General features: G+C 31.5%; 17 protein-coding genes. 9 read left to right on the top strand and 8 right to left on the bottom strand.

Translation table 11 applies throughout. The annotated features are described in order from the left end of the window. Together CCO88_RS09505 and CCO88_RS09510 are read left to right on the top strand one after the other, a co-directional pair. A partial coding sequence (locus CCO88_RS09505) for an MBL fold metallo-hydrolase (RefSeq protein ID WP_002785101.1) occupies positions 1-328 on the top strand: 328 nt, incomplete at its 5' end. Between the two features lie 11 nt (positions 329-339). Then, positions 340-645, top strand: a complete 306-nt coding sequence (locus CCO88_RS09510; RefSeq protein WP_002776716.1) for a hypothetical protein — start codon at positions 340-342, stop codon at positions 643-645. 107 nt (positions 646-752) lie between these two features. Here the strand turns inward: CCO88_RS09510 and CCO88_RS09515 are convergent, their stop codons facing one another. From CCO88_RS09515 to murJ, 7 genes are read right to left on the bottom strand one after another with little or no spacing between them, the layout of a single operon-like run. Then, positions 753-1,532 (bottom strand): enoyl-ACP reductase, encoded by a 780-nt coding sequence (locus CCO88_RS09515; protein ID WP_002780350.1) that lies wholly within the window; start codon positions 1,530-1,532, stop codon positions 753-755. Beyond that, the gene (dapA, locus tag CCO88_RS09520) at positions 1,532-2,428 is read right to left on the bottom strand and encodes a 4-hydroxy-tetrahydrodipicolinate synthase (protein ID WP_002776714.1); all 897 of its coding nucleotides are present in this window, start codon (positions 2,426-2,428) and stop codon (positions 1,532-1,534) included. Before dapA ends, CCO88_RS09515 begins: the two co-directional genes overlap by 1 nt. Before the next feature lie 2 nt (positions 2,429-2,430). Next, on the bottom strand, positions 2,431-3,672 hold the full coding sequence (locus CCO88_RS09525) for a M16 family metallopeptidase (protein ID WP_002776712.1): 1,242 nt from the start codon (positions 3,670-3,672) through the stop codon (positions 2,431-2,433). Further along, on the bottom strand, positions 3,669-4,727 hold the full coding sequence (locus CCO88_RS09530; protein WP_002776710.1) for a quinone-dependent dihydroorotate dehydrogenase: 1,059 nt from the start codon (positions 4,725-4,727) through the stop codon (positions 3,669-3,671). Before CCO88_RS09530 ends, CCO88_RS09525 begins: the two co-directional genes overlap by 4 nt. A 45-nt stretch (positions 4,728-4,772) precedes the next feature. Next, on the bottom strand, positions 4,773-6,506 hold the full coding sequence (locus CCO88_RS09535) for an ABC transporter ATP-binding protein (protein WP_002786669.1): 1,734 nt from the start codon (positions 6,504-6,506) through the stop codon (positions 4,773-4,775). Continuing rightward, a complete protein-coding gene (gene cysS, locus CCO88_RS09540) occupies positions 6,507-7,889 on the bottom strand; it encodes a cysteine--tRNA ligase (protein WP_002776706.1) in 1,383 nt (460 codons plus the stop codon). It lies immediately after the preceding gene. Next, entirely contained in the window at positions 7,889-9,337 is a 1,449-nt protein-coding gene (murJ, locus tag CCO88_RS09545; RefSeq protein ID WP_002816972.1) for a murein biosynthesis integral membrane protein MurJ, read from the bottom strand. Before murJ ends, cysS begins: the two co-directional genes overlap by 1 nt. Positions 9,338-9,440: 103 nt before the next feature. On the opposite strand from murJ, the gene CCO88_RS09550 reads away from it, so the two are divergent. The 7 genes from CCO88_RS09550 to CCO88_RS09580 all read left to right on the top strand — a co-directional run bounded on the left by CCO88_RS09550 (position 9,441) and on the right by CCO88_RS09580 (position 18,970). After that, entirely contained in the window at positions 9,441-11,306 is a 1,866-nt protein-coding gene (locus tag CCO88_RS09550; protein ID WP_002785029.1) for a flagellar assembly protein A, read from the top strand. Then, on the top strand, positions 11,282-11,833 hold the full coding sequence (gene ruvA, locus CCO88_RS09555; protein WP_002776701.1) for a Holliday junction branch migration protein RuvA: 552 nt from the start codon (positions 11,282-11,284) through the stop codon (positions 11,831-11,833). Before CCO88_RS09550 ends, ruvA begins: the two co-directional genes overlap by 25 nt. A gap of 9 nt (positions 11,834-11,842) precedes the next feature. Beyond that, complete coding sequence (locus CCO88_RS09560) at positions 11,843-12,883, top strand: D-alanine--D-alanine ligase (RefSeq protein WP_002780332.1); 1,041 nt, start codon at positions 11,843-11,845, stop codon at positions 12,881-12,883. Positions 12,884-12,942: 59 nt separating this feature from the next. Then, positions 12,943-13,158, top strand: coding sequence for a type II toxin-antitoxin system Phd/YefM family antitoxin (locus CCO88_RS09565; RefSeq protein ID WP_002776699.1), 216 nt, complete (start codon positions 12,943-12,945; stop codon positions 13,156-13,158). Between the two features lies 1 nt (position 13,159). After that, entirely contained in the window at positions 13,160-13,891 is a 732-nt protein-coding gene (locus CCO88_RS09570; RefSeq protein ID WP_002780330.1) for an alpha/beta fold hydrolase, read from the top strand. Beyond that, on the top strand, positions 13,885-15,312 hold the full coding sequence (locus CCO88_RS09575; protein ID WP_002785025.1) for a Mur ligase family protein: 1,428 nt from the start codon (positions 13,885-13,887) through the stop codon (positions 15,310-15,312). Before CCO88_RS09570 ends, CCO88_RS09575 begins: the two co-directional genes overlap by 7 nt. 148 nt (positions 15,313-15,460) lie before the next feature. Next, positions 15,461-18,970, top strand: coding sequence for an acyl-[ACP]--phospholipid O-acyltransferase (locus tag CCO88_RS09580; RefSeq protein WP_002840551.1), 3,510 nt, complete (start codon positions 15,461-15,463; stop codon positions 18,968-18,970). A gap of 78 nt (positions 18,971-19,048) precedes the next feature. Here CCO88_RS09580 and CCO88_RS09585 read toward each other — a convergent pair whose 3' ends face one another. Continuing rightward, positions 19,049-19,960 (bottom strand): AEC family transporter, encoded by a 912-nt coding sequence (locus CCO88_RS09585; protein ID WP_002780325.1) that lies wholly within the window; start codon positions 19,958-19,960, stop codon positions 19,049-19,051. Positions 19,961-20,080: the final 120 nt, after the last annotated feature.

A 20,080-nucleotide genomic window follows, 5' to 3' on the forward strand; every position in this document is an offset into this window, starting at 1 on the left:
GCCAAGTAAAGCTGATGTTTTAATCGAAAATGAAGATGAGCTTGAAATTTCTAACACTCGGTTTAAATTCCATTTTCTCCCTGGGCATACGCCAGGCTGTACCATGATAGAACTTATGGGTGAAAATTTGATGTTTAGCGGAGATTTTTTATTTTATAGAAGTATAGGAAGATGGGATTTTCCTTATTCAGATGCTAATTTAATGAAACAAAGCTTGGAAAAAGTGATGACTTATAAAGAAGACTTTAGACTTTTACCTGGACATGGGCAAGAAACAAGCCTTAGAGCTGAACAAGTGCATTTACCTTCTTGGCTTAGATATTTTTAAAGGTGATTTTTGTGAATTTAGATTTTGTGTTACTTTGCTTCTTTGTTTTTTTAGATGCTTTTGCGCTTTTGGGCTTGCTCTTAGGAAATAAGAAAAAAAATCAATTCAATGATAAAAAATTTTATAAAATTTGTCCTTGCAAACAAATGGCAGAAAATGGCTCTTTAAGTACGATTTGTATTTATTCTGCTGTGGGTGGATTTTTTTATAGTGTATTGTCTATAGGTTATATTGGATTTGGCGATTTATTTTTAAATTTGATTTTCTTATTTACGCTTTTGAGTGCTTATATGGGCTGGAAGCTAAAACTTGATTAAACTCTGTTTTTATAATTGTTTTAAAAAATTTATTTTTATAAGTGCAAGTTTTTAAGCAAGCACTTAAAAAATAAATAATATTTTTTAAGTAAAATTAAATTTTTATCTTACTTAAAAGTCGTTCCACCATCTACGATGAAAGTATGTCCTGTTACCCAGCTTGCTTTATTTGAGCAAAGAAAAAGACAAGCACCAGCTAGATCTTCAGGCTGTCCCATACGATTTAAAGGACTTAAATTTATAGTTGCTTGTTTAACCTCTTCATAATTTGTAAAAGCTCTTAAAGCATCTGTTTCAATCGGCCCACCGCTGACTACATTTACACGGATATTTTTTTCTCCAAGCTCTGTTGCTGCATATCTTGCCATTGCTTCAACCGCAGCTTTTGCTGTGCCGTGTCCTGAGTAATTTTCTATATAAACCAAATTTCCAGTAGAAGAAATTGAAATAATACTTCCACCCCCTACTTTTTCCATTCTCTTAGCTGCTTCTTGAGCTCCTACAACAAAAGCATTTACAGTAGCGGTAAAGATATTGTTAATTCCTTTTGGTTTTAACTTCATAAATTTAGTATAACCACCCACAACTGCACGACCTGAAATGATAGCATTTGAGATAAAATAATCCACTCTATCAAAATCCACATCAATTTTTTCAAAAAGTTCTTTATAGGTTTCAGGTTCTAAGATATTAAACTCATAAGCTCTAGCTTTGATTTTATAATTTTTCTCCAAATCTTGAACCATTTCATCAGCAATTTGCGCATTAGAATTATAAGTAAAAGCTATATTTGCACCCACTTTAGCAAATTCATAAACTATAGCTTTGCCTATCCCGCGAGTTCCACCGCTAATCACTAAAGTTTTTCCTTGAAATTCTGTATTCATTAAAATCCTTTGATCTTATATTTTTTCATCACTTCTTCAATTTTAGCAAAATTTTCCTTACTTGGAGAACAAAGAGGAAGTCTAAATTCCAAACTTTCAATAAGTCCTGCTATATACATGGCAGTTTTTATAGGGATGGGATTGCTCTCGCAAAATAAAATTTTATTGATATTATAAAGCTCATCATTAATCTTTTTAGCTTCTTTATAATTTTCTTCCAAAGCCAAATGAGTAAGCTTGCTAATCATATCAGGCAACAAATTTGAAGTAACTGAAATCACCCCTTTGCCCCCATTAGAAAGTATAGGATAATTGATCGCATCTTCACCTGAAATCAATATCATCCTTGGTTCATGCGCAAGCAAATCAACGCATTTGTCTATATTTCCGCTTGCTTCCTTAACCCCATAGATATTTTCACAATCTCTAAATAATTTAATAATAGTCTCAGTGCAAATTTCACAGCCTGTTCTTCCAGGGACATTGTATAAAAGCACAGGAATATCCACACTATTTGCGATCGCTTTATAATGCTCATAAAGTCCTTGCTGTGTTGGTTTGTTATAATAAGGAGCCACACTTAAAATTCCATCTGCTCCATGCTCTTTGGCAAATTGAGCCAAATCCACAGCTTCATGGGTAGCATTACTTCCAGCACCCGCTAGAACTTTAACCTTAGTTCCTTTACAAATATCTACTGCAATTTCAATACAAGTTCTATGTTCTTCATGGGTTAAAGTCGCGCTCTCTCCTGTTGTCCCAACAGGAACTACCGCATCGATGCCATTATCAATTTGTCTTTGTATCAATCTTGCATAACTTTGCTCATCTAACTTGCCATTTTTAAAAGGTGTAATCAAAGCTGTCATTGCTCCGATAATGATATTTTTATCCATTTTTAATCCTTTCTTAAAATCAATGTAGTCGAATTTGATCTATCAAAATATTTTTTAGCGCTTTTAACCAAATCTTGCTCGCACAAATGGGCTATATTGCTTTCATATTCTAAAAGAGGTTTTAAATCCCCTCTAGCCAAATAAGAACCATAAGTATTTGAAACCGCACTTGCTGTATCGAGTGAAAAGATAAAATCACTCTTGACATTATTTTTTACTTTTTGCAAATCCTTGCTCGAAAAATCGCCCTTTTTAAGTCTATCTATGATCTTCCAAAGCTCTTGTTCTACTTTTTCTGCTTTTACGCCCACATTGCAATTACAAATAAAAATAAACAAATTCTCATCTATACAATCATTTGCAAAAGAATAAAACTCATTGACTAAATTTAATTCATCGACTAAAATTTCATTCATCATAGAACTTTTTCCATTTCCTAAAAGTTCTGCTAAGGCATTTAAAGCAGGTATATCCTTATGTTTAAAATTAGGAATTTTAAAACCTATGGCAAGAAGTTCGGTTTGAGTTGGTTTTTTAATCTCTATCCTTTTAGCTCCATCTTGTTTAGGCTCTTTGGTATGAATTTTTGGAATAGGTTTAGTGTTTTTGATTTTTTCAAAATGTTTTTTGGCTCCACTAAAAACCTCTTCGCTATCAATATCCCCACTTACTATCAAAATAGCATTTTTAGGCTGATAATAAGTACTATGAAATTCTTTAATATCTTCTATGCTCCAATTTTCTATATCCTTAAAAAAGCCTATAGGGGTCCAATGATAAGGATGATACATAAAAGCGTGATTAAAAAGTCTAAAGTACAAATACCCTAAAGGATTATTATCCGTTCTCCATCTACGCTCTTCTAAGACCACACTTCTTTCGGGTTGAAATTCCTCATCTTTAAGGCTTAAATTTTCCATAAGCTCCGCAAAAAGCTCTAAGGTTTTGTCTAAATTTTTCTTAGAACATTTGATATAATAATGAGTATAATCAAAACCCGTGCTGGCGTTATCAACCCCGCCAAAGCCCTTAACTATCTCATCAAATTCCCCTGCTTTTAAATTTTTAGTGCTTTTAAAATTTAAATGTTCAAGCATATGAGCTATACCGCTTTTTCCCATGATCTCATTTCTTGAACCCACTTTATAAAAAATATCTACACTGATAACATCGCTGTTTTTATTTACAGGAAAAGTATAAACATCTAGCTTATTTTTTAGTGTAATTTTACTATAATCTATCATTTTAAATTTGCTCCCACCGCTTCGCTAATATGCATAAAACCATCTTGTTTTAATAATTCTATAAGAGTTTTATTAATATCTCTTACCAATGAAGGCCCCTTAAAAATCAATGCTGTATAAACTTGTATTAAATTAGCTCCATTTTTGATTCGCTCATAAGCAAGCTCGCCGCTGTCTATCCCTCCACTTGCAATAAGTAAAGTTTTTCCAAATAAAACCTTAGCAAGCTCTTTAAAGAAAATACCGCTTTTTTCAGTGATGAGCCTTCCGCTTATGCCGCCAAAAGTTCTGTTATTATCAAGAAGAGAATAATCTACACTTGTATTGGCTATGATAAAACCATCTGCTCCTTTTAAGATAGCATTTTCACAAAGCTTTAAAGCGCTATCTATAGGCATATCAGGAGCGATTTTTATCAAAATAGGTTTGTTAGTGATTTTTCTAGCTTCTTCAAGAAGATGACTTAAAAAATCATCATTTTGAAGTTCTCTTAAATTTTTAGTATTAGGTGAAGAAATATTGACGATAAAATAATCACACAAATCTTTAAAATTTCTAAATAAAGTAAAATAATCCTCCAAAGCTTTATCATTGCTTGTGATCTTATTTTTTCCTATATTTGCTCCCAAAGGCAAAACAAAAGGATAAATTTTTGATAATCTTGCGGCGATTTTTTCTGCTCCTTGATTATTAAAACCCATTGCATTTTGTATGCTTTCTTGTTTTACAAGGCGAAATAAACGCGGTTTTTCATTTCCCTCTTGAGGTTTTGGAGTAAAGGTTCCAAACTCTAAAAAACCAAAACCAAGAGCCGCTAAAGGGCGTATCATGGTGGCATTTTTATCAAATCCTCCTGCTAAACCCACAGGATTATTAAAATCAAGTCCTAGTAATTTTTGTTTCAAGCTATCATCATTTACAATATAATTATAAGCAAAAAAGCTCAAAGAGCCTGGCAAAGTGGCATTTAAGGACCTTAAACTGCCCTCCACTAAGGCATGAGCATTTTCAGGATCAAGCTTAAAAAGTAAGGGTTTTATAAAATTATAAAGCATATTATTCCTCGTTTTTTTAAAATTTTAACTAAATTTAACTTAAAACTAGACTTTATCTACTTCTTTGTTTTTAAATTTCTGATAAAGTTCGCAACTTTGCAAAAGCTCTTCATTGCTTCCTATAGCAATCATTTGCCCCTGATCAATCACTGCGATCTTGTCTGCATTTTCTATAGTGCTTAAACGATGGGCAATCATTAAAACAAGTCTATCTTTTTTTAAATTTTCTATAGTCTCGATGATGGCTTTTTCACTTTCATTATCAAGAGCTGAAGTTGCTTCATCAAAAATAAGCAAATCAGGATTTTTATACAAGGCTCTAGCTATGGCAATGCGTTGTTTTTGACCCCCGCTTAAATTTTTACCATGCTCTTTTATCTCTGCATAAATTCCTCCCATTTCTTGGACAAATTCATAAGCATTGGCTAGTTTTAAAGCTTTGATAATCTTTTCTTTATTAGGCTCTTCGCTGTAGGCTACATTTTCAGCAAAGCTGTCGTTAAAAAGATAAATATTTTGTGTTACAAGGCCTATTCTATCATGCAAGCTTTCTATGCTAAATTCACTGATATCTAGATCATTTAATAAAATCTCACCCTTTTGCTTATCATAAAAACGCATTAAAAGATTGATGATAGATGATTTTCCACCCCCGCTTGTTCCAACAAGTGCAAGAATTTCACCCTTGTTAAATTCAAAATTAATATCTTTTAAAACACTCTTATAAGGATTTTCATAAGCAAAATCTACTTGTTTAAATTCAATCCTTGCTATACTTTCTAAGTTTTTACTTCCATTTAGAATTTGTGGCTCTAAATCAAGCAAATAAAAAGTCCTCTCGCTTGCTGCTATTGCGCCTTGTAGTCTACCATAAAGCGAAGATAATCTTTTTAAGGGTGTATAAATAGCAAAAAGTGCTGTAATAAAAGCAAAAAAACTACCCACGCTCATCGTACCATGGATCACTTCTCTTCCTCCGATGATAATTACCGCAGCCACTCCAAGCGATCCAATAATCTCCATAAGTGGACTAGTTAGAGCATCAATGCGAGTGGATTTTAAATTCAAACGACAAAGCTCGTTGTTTTGTTTGGCAAATTTTTCGCTTTCTTTGTTTTGAGTATTGCTCGCCTTAATAAGCTCAATATTTGAAAAAATTTCACTCAGTCTTGAAAGCAAATCAGAATTTGTTTCTTGTATACTTCTAGCGTATTTTTTTAATTTTCTAGCAAAATGCACCAAGGGCAAAATCGCACAAGGCAAAACTACTAGAGCAAAAAAAGCCAAAATAGGACTTTGATAAAATACCACTATCAATAAACCCACAATGGTTAAAAGCTCTCTAAAAAAATCAGGAATGATATTAGAAACTATGCTTTGAAGAGCGTTAATATCATTAGTGCAACGACTTACTAGCTCTCCGGTTCTGTTGCGTTTAAAAAAATCCATATCAAGCTTTAAAAGATTTTTTAAAACCTTAAAACGCAAAATTCTTAAAGTATCCATTCCTATAAAACTTAAATAATAAGTTTGTAAATAAAAACCCAAATTCTTTAAAATATAAATAATAACAAGTAGAAAAGGTAAGGTATAGAGCAAGGCCTCATTTTTTTCAACAAAAATATAATCTAAAATAGGCTTTAAAGATGCGAAACTTCCAGCTGTTCCTATACTAGTAAGTATCATCCCAAAAATAGCAATGGCAAATTCTTTCTTGTATTTTTTATAAAAAGGCTTAAAACGGATTAAAACATCTTTAAGAGTCATATCTTTATGCATTTAAATTTTCTCCCAAATCGTTCCTTGCGGCGTATCTTGCAAAGCAATACCAAGCTTGAGCAAGTCTTCTCTGATCTGATCTGCTTTGGCAAAATCTTTATTTTTCTTAGCTTCGTTTCTTTGCAAAATTTGATCTTGAATTTTTTCTTTCAACTCTTTGGCGACACCCCATTGAAAATATAAATTTTCATCCATAAAACCAAAGCCAAAAATTTTAGCCAGTTCGCTTAAAGCTTCTTTGATTTTTTGTTTTAATTCTTTATTTTTACTTTGCTGATCAAGCTCTAAATTTGCATTAGTTATAAACTCATCTAAAAGCGCCAAAGCCTTGGAGATATTTAAATCATCACTTAAAACTTCTAAGATTTGCTTGGCGATATTGCTATGAATCTCTATATCATTTAAAATTCCAAAATCTGGGGTTTTTCCCACAGCAAGTCTTTTTTTAAGACGATAAAACTTATCCAAGCGTTTTTTTACATTTTCTAAATCATCTAAAGAATAATTAAAATGAGCTCTATAATGAGAACTTAAAAGATAAAATCTTAAAGCCTCTCCCATAAAATCTTTGAGTGCATCTTTTAAGAAAAAGCTATTGTTTAAACTTTTGCTCATCTTTTCTCCATTGATTTTTACAAAGCCATTGTGAAGCCAAATTTTTGCCAAAGTTCTTTTGCACGCACAACGACATTGTGCTGCCTCATTTTCATGATGAGGAAATAACAAATCCACTCCACCTGCATGTATATCAAGAGTATCGCCAAAAATAGAATCAATCATAGCCACACATTCAGTATGCCAACCTGGTCGCCCTTTTCCAAATTCACTATCATAAAAATTTTCATCGAATTTCCAAAGAACAAAATCACTCTCATTTCTTTTTTCAACTTCATTACTCAGTCTTGAAACATTTTCTTCTGTGTTACGATGAGATAAGCTTAGATAATCCTCATCTTTGCTAGTATCAAAATACACTCCATCTTCTAAAGTATAAGTAAAGCCATTTTTACTAAGCTTATGGATAAGATCTAACATAGGTTCTATATAATATGTCGCACGAGGTTTAAAATCAGGCTCTAAAACATTTAAAGCTTTCATATCTCTTTCGTAATTTGCTATATAAAACTCAACAAGCTCATTTAAGCTCTTACCGCTTTCACTCATTTTTTTTAAAATTTTATCGTCTATATCTGTATAATTTCTAGCAAATTGCACCCTATAGCCCAAAGAAAGTAAAACCCTACGCAACAAATCAAAACAAACACTGCTTCTAGCATGACCCAAATGCGCATCATCATACACAGTAGGTCCACATAAATAAATATTGACATTATCTTGATCAAGTTCGATTTTTTCTTTTAAAACGCTATCCATTAATTTCATCAAAACACTCCTTTAACACTAGCAACGATCCACAAAGCCTCTATAAGATAAGGCTTGATCTCATAAAGCAAAATTGTAAAAACAACAAGTCCTGTAATCATTAAAAAACAAAATTTAAAAGATATTAAAGCAAAAAAGTTCTTAAAACCGAATTCTTTGATATTGGCAATAAGCAAATAAAAAGCACTTAAAGAGCTTGAAAGCGCCACAGCTATAACCTTTAAACTCTCATCTTTGATTAAAAAAATAAAAAGCACAGAGCATAAAGCACTAATAAGCAAGGCTTTAAAGGCGATAAAAGCGGCTGTTTTTTGTTTGAATTTAGCATAAAGCCATAAAGAAAATAATTTTTGTAAGCCAAAAGGCAAAAGCCCTATCAAATAAGCGATTAAAACATAAGCTGTGATAATACTATCTTCGTGAGTAAAATTCCCTCTTTCAAATAAAAGCTTTGAAATTTCTAAAGCAAATACAGAACCTACGATACTTGAAACAATCAACAAAATACTTAAAACCGCTAAAGCTCTTTGCATAAAACTTAAGGCTAAATTTTCTTGATCGCTTTTTAAATGCTTTAAAATTTTAGGAAAAGAAACTTGAGTTAAGGCTATAGCAAAAAGAGCTAAAGGAAGCTGAAAAACGCGGTTTGCATAATAAAGATAAGAAATACTACCCGTCATTAAAAAACTCGCTATTGTCGTATCAAGCAAAGAGCTTATTTGTGTAGCAGAAGAGCCTAAAACTCCATGAAAAAAATTGCTATAAAAACCCTCTAGTTTAGCCTTTGCTCGTCTAAATTTCACACTTAATGCCATAGCGCGTATCACAGGATTTTTTCGCAACACCATTAAATGCAAAATCAATTGTGCCACACCGCTTAATACAGTCGCATAAGAAAAATAATAAAGCGTATCTTGAGGAGCATCTTTATCAACAAAAAATGCGGCTATAACTATACTTAGATTAAACAAAGCTGCCGAAAAAGAAGTGATGAAAAATTTTTGTCTATAATTTAAAATCGCTCCTAAAAAGGTAACCAAAAAAATAAAAAACAAATACCAAAAATTAATCGCCACCAAAGGAGAGGCTAAAGCTATAGTATCGGAACTAAACCCAAAAGCAAAAAGCTTGGTAAAAAATGAAGAAAAAAAGCTTACTAAAAGACAAAATAAAAACACTATAACACTAAATTGATACATCACACTCACGCAAAAAGCGCCTTTTTTCTTTGCTTTGACAAAGTTAGGTAAAAAGCTTTGCCCAAACGCCCCTTCAGCGAAAATTCTTCTAAAAAAGGCAGGCATTTTTAATGCTACAAAAAAAATATCACTATAAATTCCAGCCCCCAAAAAAAGAGCGATTAAAACATCACGCGCTAGACCCAAAACGCGAGAAAATAAAATTCCTAAAGCATTGATAATAAAATTTTTAAACACTAAACTCTTCATAAATTTTCACAAAATTTCAAATATAAAAGCTATCATTTTAACTAAATTTGATTAAAAATTGACTATAATATTGAATTTAAATTAAACAATAAAGGGGAAAGTTTTGGCTTTAGATGAGAAAATCATTTCCTATACCGAAAATCCTTCTCGCGAACTTTTATCTGTAGCTTCAAGAACTAATATCGCTTTAAATGAACTTGATTTTCATCTTTTAGCTTTTTCGACACAATATTGTCTTGAAAATACCGAATGGATAAAAATTGCTGAAAAAGATCTCACTCTTTTTGAAAAAGATGAAGTATTTTTAAAAGAGGATTTGCAAATCAAACAAGAGTACAAAATCGAAATTTTTCATCAAACACGCCAAGATAAAACCGCAAATGCTATCAAGCTGATTGCTAATAAAAATTTAACAAAAATTGTCGCTCAAATCAATTTTAATGAGTTAAAATATCATGAAAAATTAACTTTTGAACTTTTGCAAATTATCTACAAAAAAATGTTAAAGCTTAAGTTTTTAATAGGCATTCGTATCTTTGATTTTAAAAAAGAACTCATCCGTATATGCAATGAACACAAGAAAAATACTTTAAATAAAACCTTGCAAATCAATGTAGCCAAAGGTGTTGAACCTATACAAAGCCAAGATGAAGCCTTAGTTTTGCTTTATAAAGAAAAGGCTAAAGATTATACTATAGATGAAAAACGCTCGGGTATTATAGCAGTTGATGAAAATGAAGTTGTATTAAGATATAACAAATTCAAGCAAGGCAAAGAAGGAAAAGACTTAAATTTACATACTTTAAAAGTTATAGATGCTAATCAAAACAAAATCAAATTTAACTGCTCCTCATTAGCATTTAAGACTGTAGAATACGAAGATTACACAGAATATTTGGCGCTAAAAAAGGGTTATGTAGTTGAAGATCAAGATAAATTTGATATTGCAAACTTGCTTGAATTTAATAATAAAGTTGATTTTAAAAATATAGGCATAATCCGCGCAGGATTGGATAAAAATGTAAAAATAAATATCAAATTTATATCCGATATGCAAGATGCTGTTAATTCAGGTGTAGGAATAGAATGCGAAGAACTCAATATCACAGGAAGCGTTGGAAGCAATACAAATTTAAAAGCTACAAGAATGAGAGTTGAAGGCACCACGCACACAAAATCTAAAATTTATGCCAAAGAAGCCTATATAAAAACACATCGCGGTTTTGCTCAAGCAGACAAACTAAACATAGATCTCTTAGAGGGTGGCAATATAAAAGCCAAGGAAGTAAGGATTAAAAAAAGCTTAGGTGGAGTGATAGAAGCAGATAGAATTTATATAGAACAATTAGAAAGCAATAATTCATGTGTGTTTTACAATAATGTTGTCATAGAACGCTTTGAAGGTGAAAATAATAAATTTCATACTAAAATAAAAAAAATGGATAAAGACTACGATCAAGAACTTTTAAAAATAAAGAATGAAATTTCATCTCTTCATCATAAAATAAGCAAACTCAAACAATACATTCTATCAAACAAAAACAATGTTTTAGATATAGAAAAAAAAGTCTTAGAGCTTAAAAATCAAGGACAAAATATACCAAGCCAATATGAAAAATTTTTAAAAAATTTCTCTATACAAAATGCAAACTTAAATAAACTTCAAAACCAAGAAAAAGAACTTTTAGAATATAGAAAAAAAATCCACGATGAGCTTTTAGCACTAGAAGAGGATTTATTTAAAGCTAAATTTATCAACAAAAGTGGAAAATGGAGCGATATGAATGAAATCAGATTTTCGCTTTTAGAACCTAAAGAAGATATTTTTTATTCTTCTTCCACTAAAGAAAGTGCAAAATTTATAGCTTTGAAAAAAATCATACAAAATAATCAAGAATATATAGAGATTGATAAAAAACTTGACTATGAAGAAAAGGATATAGAATGGTTGTTGCCATCGAAGGAATAATCACAAAAAAAGAACCCACTTTTGCTATCATAAAATGCGCTAGTGGTTTAAGCTATGGGGTTTTTATCTCACTTTTTTGTGCTGCTAAGCTTGAAACTCATCAAAAATACGAGCTTTTCATCACTCAAATCATCAAAGAGGATTCTAATAAATTCTATGGTTTTTTAGATAAAGATGAGCAAAAAATGTTTGAAATGCTTTTAAAAGTAAATGGAGTGGGCGCAAGCACTGCGATGGCTATATGCTCAAGTTTGGATGTAAATTCTTTTTATAAGGCTTTAAATTTGGGAGATGAGAGTGTACTTAAAAAAGTTCCAGGCATTGGTCCAAAAAGCGCCAAACGCATCATCGTAGAACTTGGAGATGCCAAAGTCCAACTCGAAAGTGTGAGCGATGATAAAAGCGAAGCCTTGGCTGCTTTGCTTTCTTTGGGATTTAAACAAGATAAAATATTAAGCGTTTTAAGTACTTGCAACGGAAAAGATACAAGCGAACTTATCAAAGAAGCACTAAAAAAACTAGCATAAGGAAAAATAATGAAATTAGCGATACTTTTTGGCGGAAATTCTTACGAACATGAAATCAGCATTGTAAGTGCTGTGGTATTAAAAAAAGTGATAAATACGGATTTGACATTTATTTTTTGCGATGAAAAAAGGAGATTTTATTTAATTCCTAGCGAAAAAATGAATTCTAAAACCTTTAGCGGTGGTGCTTACCAAAAAGAAAAGGAGTTATTTTTAAGACAAAAGGCTTTTTATCATAAAAGTCTATGGAGTGAAAAAAACTTAGATTTAGATTGTGTGATCAACCTCATCCACGGAAGAGATGGAGAAGACGGAAAGATAGCTTCTTTGCTTGAATTTTTTGATATCAAATTCATAGGTCCTAGGGTTGAAGCAAGTGTTTTATCTTTCAATAAAGAGTTCACAAAACTTTACGCACAAAGCGTTGGGGTTAAAACTCTAGATTATCAAATGCTTAGAAAAAGTCAAAAGCAAGATTTTACAGCTCATTTTCCTTGCATTTTAAAGCCTGCACGACTTGGGAGCAGTATAGGGATTAGCATAGCTAAAAATGAAAAGGAATTGGATTATGCTAAGGATGTGGGTTTTGAGTTTGATACTGATATTTTGGTAGAGGATTTTAAAAGTAACATCAAAGAGTACAATCTTGCAGGATGTATGATCAAAGATGAATTTATCTTTTCAATCATCGAAGAACCAAAGAAAAAAGAATTTTTGGATTTTGAGCAAAAATATCTTAGTTTTTCAGGCCATAACGAACTTATCGAAGCTGATTTGAGCGAAGAATTAAAGCAAAAGCTTAAAGATAATTTTGCCAAAATTTATAATCCTTTATTTAAAGGTGCTTTAATCCGTTGTGATTTTTTCATCCTAGATAATGAAGTTTATCTGAATGAAATCAATCCAAATCCAGGCTCTTTAGCAAATTATCTTTTCAAAGATTTTAACAAAATTATAGAGCAACTTGCTCTAAGTATAGAAAGCGAAAAGAAGATTAAAATCACTTATGAATTTTTACATTCTATTAATGGACAAAAAGGCAAATTATAAAGCTTTAAGAGAAAGTATGTTAAATTTTACATAAAATTTTATGTATTTTAGGAAAATTTATGCTTTCTTTTAAACAAGATGAAATCTATACCGCCACAGAAGTTGTGCGAAACTTTAGCCCTTTGATCGAAAAACTAAAAAAAAGCGAATCGGGCAAAATGGTCATCTTAAAAAATAATAAATTTGAGGCCGTTTTGCTCAGTATGAAAGAATTTGAACGCTTGCAAAATGCTATGCAACTCTTAGAAAATATTTACAAAAACCAAAAGGTTTAAGATGGCGCTTGTAAATGTGATTTATAATAATGATACTTATGAATTAAGTTATGAAATTTTAAATCAAGATAAGAAAAAATCTTTACTCATATTGCATGGATGGGGTGCAAATAAGGAGCTTATGAAGCAAGCTTTTTCTAAAAATTTAAATGATTTTTGTCAAATTTATCTAGATTTACCTGGTTTTGGAAATTCAAGTGCGCCAAAAAGTCTTTATAGCCAAGATTATGTAAATATCATAAAAGAATTTTTAAAAGAAAAAAAACTTGATATTGATATTTTTCTAGGACATTCTTTTGGTGGAAAAATAGCTGCTTTACTTGTTTTGGATTTTCAAAAAGCTCAACTTGTTTTGCTTTCAAATTCAGGCATACTTGCAAAAAAATCTTTTAAAGTGCGTTTTAAAATCATGCTGTTTAAATTTCTAAAAAAATTGGGTTTGGGTAGATTTTATCGTTATTTTGCAAGCAAAGATGGAGCAAATTTAAACCCTTTGATGTATCAAACTTTTAAAAATGTAGTAGATGAAGATCTGAGTCAAACTTTTGCTAAAATCGACAATAAAAGCCTTATTTTTTGGGGGATTGATGATAAAGCCACCCCTTTAAAAAGCGGAGAAGCAATGCACAAGCTTATCAAAAATAGCGAATTTTATCCTTTAGAAGGGGATCATTTTTTCTTTTTAAAACATTCTTTATTTATAGCCAATAAAATCAAGGAAAACCAATGCTAACCAATACACTTTATTTTATCAATTCTTTGTTTTTTAATTTTTGTGTAGCTTTTTATCTTATGAGCGCTTTACAATGGTATTCTTATAAATTTAAACGCGTATTTTTTCACTATCATAGACCTTTGTGGCATTTGTATTTTTTATTTTTACCTTATTTTTTCTTTTTGACTTTTCCTTTATATTCTTTGGCGTATTTTGCACTTATTCATACTCCGATTTTATATTTTTGGAATAAAAGCATAGATAAAAAACTCGTCTTTACAAGTAAGGTTAAATGGTTTTTTGTTTTCGTATTTATTTACAATACCCTTTTTGCCATACTTGCTTTGCGTTTTTCTTTTCTTTTTAATCTTTTTGCCCTGCCTTTTGCTCTTATAAGTCTTAAAATCTTTGAGCTATTTAGCAATTTATATTTTAAAAATAAAGCCAAAGCCAAACTTCAAAACAATCCACAATTAAAAATCATACTCATTACTGCAAGTTTTGGAAAAACAAGTATTAAAAATTTCCTCTATGAGCTTTTAAAAGATGATTTTAAAACCTACAAAACCCCTCGCTCTGTAAATACCCTACTTGGCATTATCGCAGATATCAATACAAATTTAAGCGATGATACACAAATTTACATAGCAGAAGCAGGAGCAAGAGTAAAAGGCGATATTGATGTTATAACGCGTTTTTTAGAGCCTCAAATTTGCATTGTAGGAGAGATAGGAAATGCGCATTTAGAGTATTTTAAAAATATAGAAAATACGCGAAAAACCAAACTCGAAGCTTTAAATTCCAAAAGATTAGAAAAAGCTTTTTTACATACTAGCACCCAAAAAAGCGAAGATGAGCTTATCTTGCTTTACGATGATAAATTACAAGACATTCAAGCAAGTCTTCAAGGTTTGGAATTTAAGATCAATTTAGAAAATAAAACATATGAATTTAAAAGCCAAATTCTAGGAGATTTTAATGCTCAAAATCTTTGCGCTTGTATACTTTGTGCAAATTATCTAGGCGTAAAAATAGAAAAAATTCAAAAGCAAGTTTTAAAAATCAATTCAGTAGAACATCGCTTACAAATCATCTCTAAAGAGCCTAAATTCATCATCGATGATGGTTTTAATGGAAATTATAAAGGTATGAGTGCAAGCTATAAGCTTTGCAAAAACTATAAAGGGCGCAAGGTTTTAGTTAGCCCTGGTATAGTAGAAGTAGATAAGGATGAAAATGTAAAATTAGCCAAAATCATCAATGAATGCTTTGATCTTGCCGTCATCACAGCACAGGTTAATGCTGATATCTTTAAAAAAGAACTTAAAATAAAAACCATCATACTCAAAGAAAAAGCAGATCTTGTTAAGGTTTTAGCAAAAGAAACCCAACAAGGCGATTTGATACTTTTTTCTAATGATGCACCTAGTTTTATGTAAGTTTATCTTGTGAATAATTTTAAAGATAAAGATATTTAAGAAAGATTTCTAATTCTTATCTTAAATCATCTTCTATTTTATTGTTAGAATTTTATGATAAAATCAATGCCACTTTTATAAAGTTTTCATAAATTTAGGAGTAAATTATATGCAAAAAAATTCTTTTTTAAAAATCTATGGGCTCATACCCTTTTTGCTTGTAGCTTTCATCAATGCTTTTGTAGATTTAGGGCATAAAATCATCATTCAAAATACTATTTATAAGGTTTATGAAGGTAGCACACAGCTTCTTTTAACAGCCATTGTTAATGCTCTTATCCTTCTACCTTTTATTTTAATGCTTTCACCCTCAGGATTTTTAGCAGACAAATATCCAAAAAATCTTATCATGAAACTCTCAGCAGCTTTTAGCGTTATGCTTACGATTATCATTTGTATAAGCTATTATAATGGGGCTTTTTGGACAGCTTTTACACTTACTTTCATCATGGGAATTCAAGCTGCACTTTATTCTCCTAGCAAATACGGCTTTATTAAAGAATTAGTCGGAAAAGATTTACTTGCGATGGGAAATGGTGCAGTTAATGCAGTAAGCATCGTGGCTATACTAGCTGGAATGAGTCTTTTTTCTTTAAGTTTTGAAAGCTTATATGATATAAATCATAACAGCTCAGAAGAGGTTTTAAAGCAAGTTGCACCTTTGGGATTTTTACTTATACTTTTTTCACTCATAGAGCTTTACTTAGCGTGGCGTTTACCTAAACTTAAAGATGAGATAAAAGAATTAAAATTTGATTCTAAACGCTATTTGAGCGGAAAATTGTTGATGAGCAATTTAAAACTTATTTTTGAAAATAAAGTAATTTGGCTTTGCATCGTTGGAATTTCGATATTTTGGGCGATATCGCAATTATATCTTGTAAGTTTTCCCGTATTTAGTAAAAATGAACTTTTTATTGAAAATACTTTTTTTGTACAAGTTTCTTTAGGATTTTCAGGGATTGGAGTCGTTTTAGGCTCTTTAATAGCGGGTAGGTTTTCTAAAAATTATATCGAGCTTGGACTCATTCCTTTTGGGGCTTTGGGCGTGTTTTTAATGGCCTTGATTATGCCCTATTTTACAAGTTTGATTACATATAGTTTTATCTTTTTTATCTTTGGTTTTTGCGGTGCGTTATTTATCATACCTTTAAATTCTCTTATACAATTTCATGCAAAAGAAAATGAACTGGGTAAAATTTTAGCAGGCAATAACTTCATACAAAATATCGCCATGCTTACTTTTCTTGTTTTGGCAACTTTATTTGCCAATTTAGAAATCAATGTAATTTATTTATTTTACTTCATTACACTTGTTGCTTTTTTGGGTGCGATTTATGTAGTCTTTAAACTCCCTTTTTCTTTAGTAAGAATGCTTTTAAGCATAGCATTTTTAGGACGCTATCGTTTGCTTGTGGAAGGCTTTAAAAATATCCCTGAAAAAGGCGGCGCCTTGCTTTTGGGCAATCATATTTCTTTTATCGATTGGGCTATAGTGCAAATGGCAATTCCTAGAAAAATTTATTTTGTCATGGAGCGAAGTATTTATTCTAAATGGTATATCAAAATTTTTCTTGATAAATTTGGTGTCATTCCTGTTTCAAGTGCAGCAAGCAAGGCTAGCTTAGAGCTTATTGCAGAGCGTATTAAACAAGGGGATTTGGTTTGTCTTTTTCCTGAAGGCGTGCTTTCAAGACATGGGCAACTCAATGAATTTAAAGGTGGATTTGAACATGTTTGCTCAAATTTAGAAGAAGATGATGGGGTGATTTTACCTTTTTATATACGCGGACTTTGGGGTAGCACTTTTTCAAGAAGTGATGAGGAGTTTTCAGCTAGAAATCGCACCTTAAGCAAAAGAAATATCGCTATAGCCTTTGGTGCTCCTATGTCTTTACATTCTAAAAAAGAAGAGGTAAAAGCTAAAGTTTTTGAACTTTCTTTTATGGCTTGGAAATCTCAATGCGAAGCAATGCATACCATAGCAAGAGCTTTTATCACCAGCGCTAAAAGAAATCTTAGTAATATAGCTATAATCGACTCTTTAGCAGGAGCGATTAGCTATAGAAAATTATTGAGTCTTAGTTTTATTTTAAGCACCCTTATAAAAGAAAATTCAAAAAAAATCAATAGCAATTTTGAACGCGGATCTTATGCGCCCAAAGAAGAATGTGTAGGAATTTTACTTCCTGCTTCTTTTGCTAGTTCTTTGCTAAATTTAAGTGTCTTGCTTGCACAAAAAATTGTAGTAAATTTAAATTTTACTGCGGGAGAAAAAGCCTTACAAGCAGCAGTAAAAAGTGCTCAAATTTCACAAATTTATACTTCTAAGAAATTCTTAGAAAAATTAGAAAGCAAAGGCGTGTCTTTAAATTTTGGTGAAGAAGTAAATCTTATCTACATGGAAGATGTGGTTGAAATCTTTAAAAAACAAAAAAGTAAAATTTTAGCAATGATGATGGCAGTTAGTATTTTACCTAGCTTTATATTAAAAGCGATCTTTGCTCCTTCTAAAAACAATCTTGCCATAGCAGCTATTCTTTTTAGCAGTGGTAGCGAAGGCACTCCAAAAGGCGTAATGTTAAATAACCGAAATATCCTAAGCAATATCGCTCAAATTTCAGATGTGCTTTGCACAAGAAACAATGATGTAATACTTTCATCCTTGCCACCTTTTCATGCTTTTGGGCTAACTGTTACTACATTTTTACCTTTACTTGAAAGTATTAAAAGCATTACTTTTGCTGATCCAACCGATGCTTTAGGCATAGCAAAAGCTGTAGCCAAAAACAATGTTACGATAATGTGTGGAACCTCGACCTTCTTAGGAATTTACGCTAGAAATAAAAAGCTTGATGCCATTATGTTTGAAAGCTTAAGAGTGGTTGTTTCAGGAGCTGAAAAGCTTAAAAGCGAAGTTCGATCTGCCTTTGAAATGAAATTTAAAAAGAGTATTTTTGAGGGCTATGGAGCGACTGAAACCACTCCTGTTGCAAGCGTGAATTTGCCTAATCGCTTTGATGCGGATTATTGGATAGTTCACCGCGCAAGCAAAGAAGGAAGTGTGGGCATGCCTCTACCTGGAACTGCAGTTCGCATTGTCGATCCTAATACTTACGAAACTCTAAAAACAAATGAAGATGGGCTGATACTCATAGGCGGACACCAAGTCATGGTAGGATATCTTAACAACAAAGAAAAAACCGATGAAGTCATCAAAGAAATCGATGGCATAAGATGGTATAACACCGGCGATAAAGGGCATTTAGATGAAGATGGATTTTTGTATATCGTAGATCGTTATTCGCGTTTTGCGAAAATCGGTGGAGAGATGATATCTTTAGGTGCTCTAGAAGAAGAAATCGCTAAATTCATCGATACAAATATAGTGAAATTTTGCACCGTAGCTTTAGAAGATGAGAAAAAAGGCGAACAAGTTGCCTTGCTTATAGAATGTGATGAAGAATTCTTTGAAGGTGTTTGCGAAGCTATAAAAAGCTCAAGTATGCCTGCTATTTTCAAGCCAAGTCGCTATCTAAAAGTAGAAAAAATTCCACTTTTAGGCTCTGGAAAAGTGGACTTAAAAGGCGCTAAGGAATTAGCAAAAAGCTTGGTTTAAAATAATAAATTTTTAGCAAAGAGATAAATACTCTTTGCTTTTTTAATTTTTTCTTATAATTCTTTCATATATTTAAATTTACGCCAAAGCCCAAACTAAAATTGGCATAGAAATAAAAGCAAAAAGCACTCCAAAAGCCACAGTACTTACAGCTAGATTGCTATCTAATTTAGCCTTCATTACCATAGCTCCTGCTAAAGTCATTGTAGGCGTGGCACTTTCTATGATGGCAACTATGATTGAAGCTTTCATTTCAAAACCAAAAAGCTTTAATAAAAGCACAAAAATTAAAGGTGCTAAAACCATTTTAGCTAAAATCACAAGAATAGTAGGTTTATAAGCAGTTTTAATCGCCATAAAACCAAGTCCCAAACCTATGGCAAAAAGTGCCACTGGAGTAGCTGCACCACCAAATAAACGAATAGGGGAAAAAATAAATTCAGGCAAGGATATTAATTTACACAAAAAACCCAAAAGCAAAGCCAAAAAAGGTGGAAAAGAAAGAATTTTTTTAATATTTGCTACCAAACTTACTTTTTCACCACTTCCCAAAGAAAGGATAAAAGGCCCCAAAAGAGAAATAGGCAAAGTAGTAGCTAAAGCATCATATAGTATTACTTCTGCGCCAAATTGCGCATTAGCAAAAATGCCTTCAACGATAGGCATACCCACAAAAATAGTATTTCCAAAGCAAGAGAGTAAAAACATACTCACTAGTGTTGCTTTTGAAAAATTAAAAATAAAACCTAAAAATACGACTATAAAAGCAGCAAGAGCACAACTAAAAAATCCTATAAATATCAAAACAACCAAAGAGAAATCAAAATTTAAATGATAAGCTTTATCGAAAATTAAACAAGGCAAAGCAAAAACGATAGCAAAATCTAAAAAGGTTCTTGCTTGTTTTTGTTTTAAGATACCCACTCTTTTAGCAAAATACCCACCTGCTAGTAAGATAAAAATCGTAAACAAAGGACTAAAAATAAACATACCATATCCTCTTCTTGTTTCATTACTTATAAAGATAATTTTAAAAATGGAAAAAATTATATTCTTTATAATTAAAAGAGAACTTAAAATGTTTTAAGTTTTATATTTTTATATAAAAAT

Source organism: Campylobacter coli LMG 9860 (assembly GCF_000254135.1).
In the GTDB taxonomy this organism is placed as follows: Bacteria; Campylobacterota; Campylobacteria; order Campylobacterales; family Campylobacteraceae; genus Campylobacter_D; species Campylobacter_D coli.

Bases quoted from the DNA above. Each gene is read 5' to 3' on its own strand.
- CCO88_RS09565 (WP_002776699.1), top strand. From the start codon at position 12,943: ATGCTTTCTTTTAAACAAGATGAAATCTATACCGCCACAGAAGTTGTG.
- CCO88_RS09580 (WP_002840551.1), top strand. From the start codon at position 15,461: ATGCAAAAAAATTCTTTTTTAAAAATCTATGGGCTCATACCCTTTTTG.
- CCO88_RS09560 (WP_002780332.1), top strand. From the start codon at position 11,843: ATGAAATTAGCGATACTTTTTGGCGGAAATTCTTACGAACATGAAATC.
- CCO88_RS09515 (WP_002780350.1), bottom strand. From the start codon at position 1,532: ATGAATACAGAATTTCAAGGAAAAACTTTAGTGATTAGCGGTGGAACT.
- CCO88_RS09585 (WP_002780325.1), bottom strand. From the start codon at position 19,960: ATGTTTATTTTTAGTCCTTTGTTTACGATTTTTATCTTACTAGCAGGT.
- murJ (WP_002816972.1), bottom strand. From the start codon at position 9,337: ATGAAGAGTTTAGTGTTTAAAAATTTTATTATCAATGCTTTAGGAATT.
- CCO88_RS09570 (WP_002780330.1), top strand. From the start codon at position 13,160: ATGGCGCTTGTAAATGTGATTTATAATAATGATACTTATGAATTAAGT.
- CCO88_RS09530 (WP_002776710.1), bottom strand. From the start codon at position 4,727: ATGCTTTATAATTTTATAAAACCCTTACTTTTTAAGCTTGATCCTGAA.
- CCO88_RS09575 (WP_002785025.1), top strand. From the start codon at position 13,885: ATGCTAACCAATACACTTTATTTTATCAATTCTTTGTTTTTTAATTTT.
- CCO88_RS09525 (WP_002776712.1), bottom strand. From the start codon at position 3,672: ATGATAGATTATAGTAAAATTACACTAAAAAATAAGCTAGATGTTTAT.
- ruvA (WP_002776701.1), top strand. From the start codon at position 11,282: ATGGTTGTTGCCATCGAAGGAATAATCACAAAAAAAGAACCCACTTTT.
- cysS (WP_002776706.1), bottom strand. From the start codon at position 7,889: ATGAAATTAATGGATAGCGTTTTAAAAGAAAAAATCGAACTTGATCAA.
- dapA (WP_002776714.1), bottom strand. From the start codon at position 2,428: ATGGATAAAAATATCATTATCGGAGCAATGACAGCTTTGATTACACCT.
- CCO88_RS09535 (WP_002786669.1), bottom strand. From the start codon at position 6,506: ATGCATAAAGATATGACTCTTAAAGATGTTTTAATCCGTTTTAAGCCT.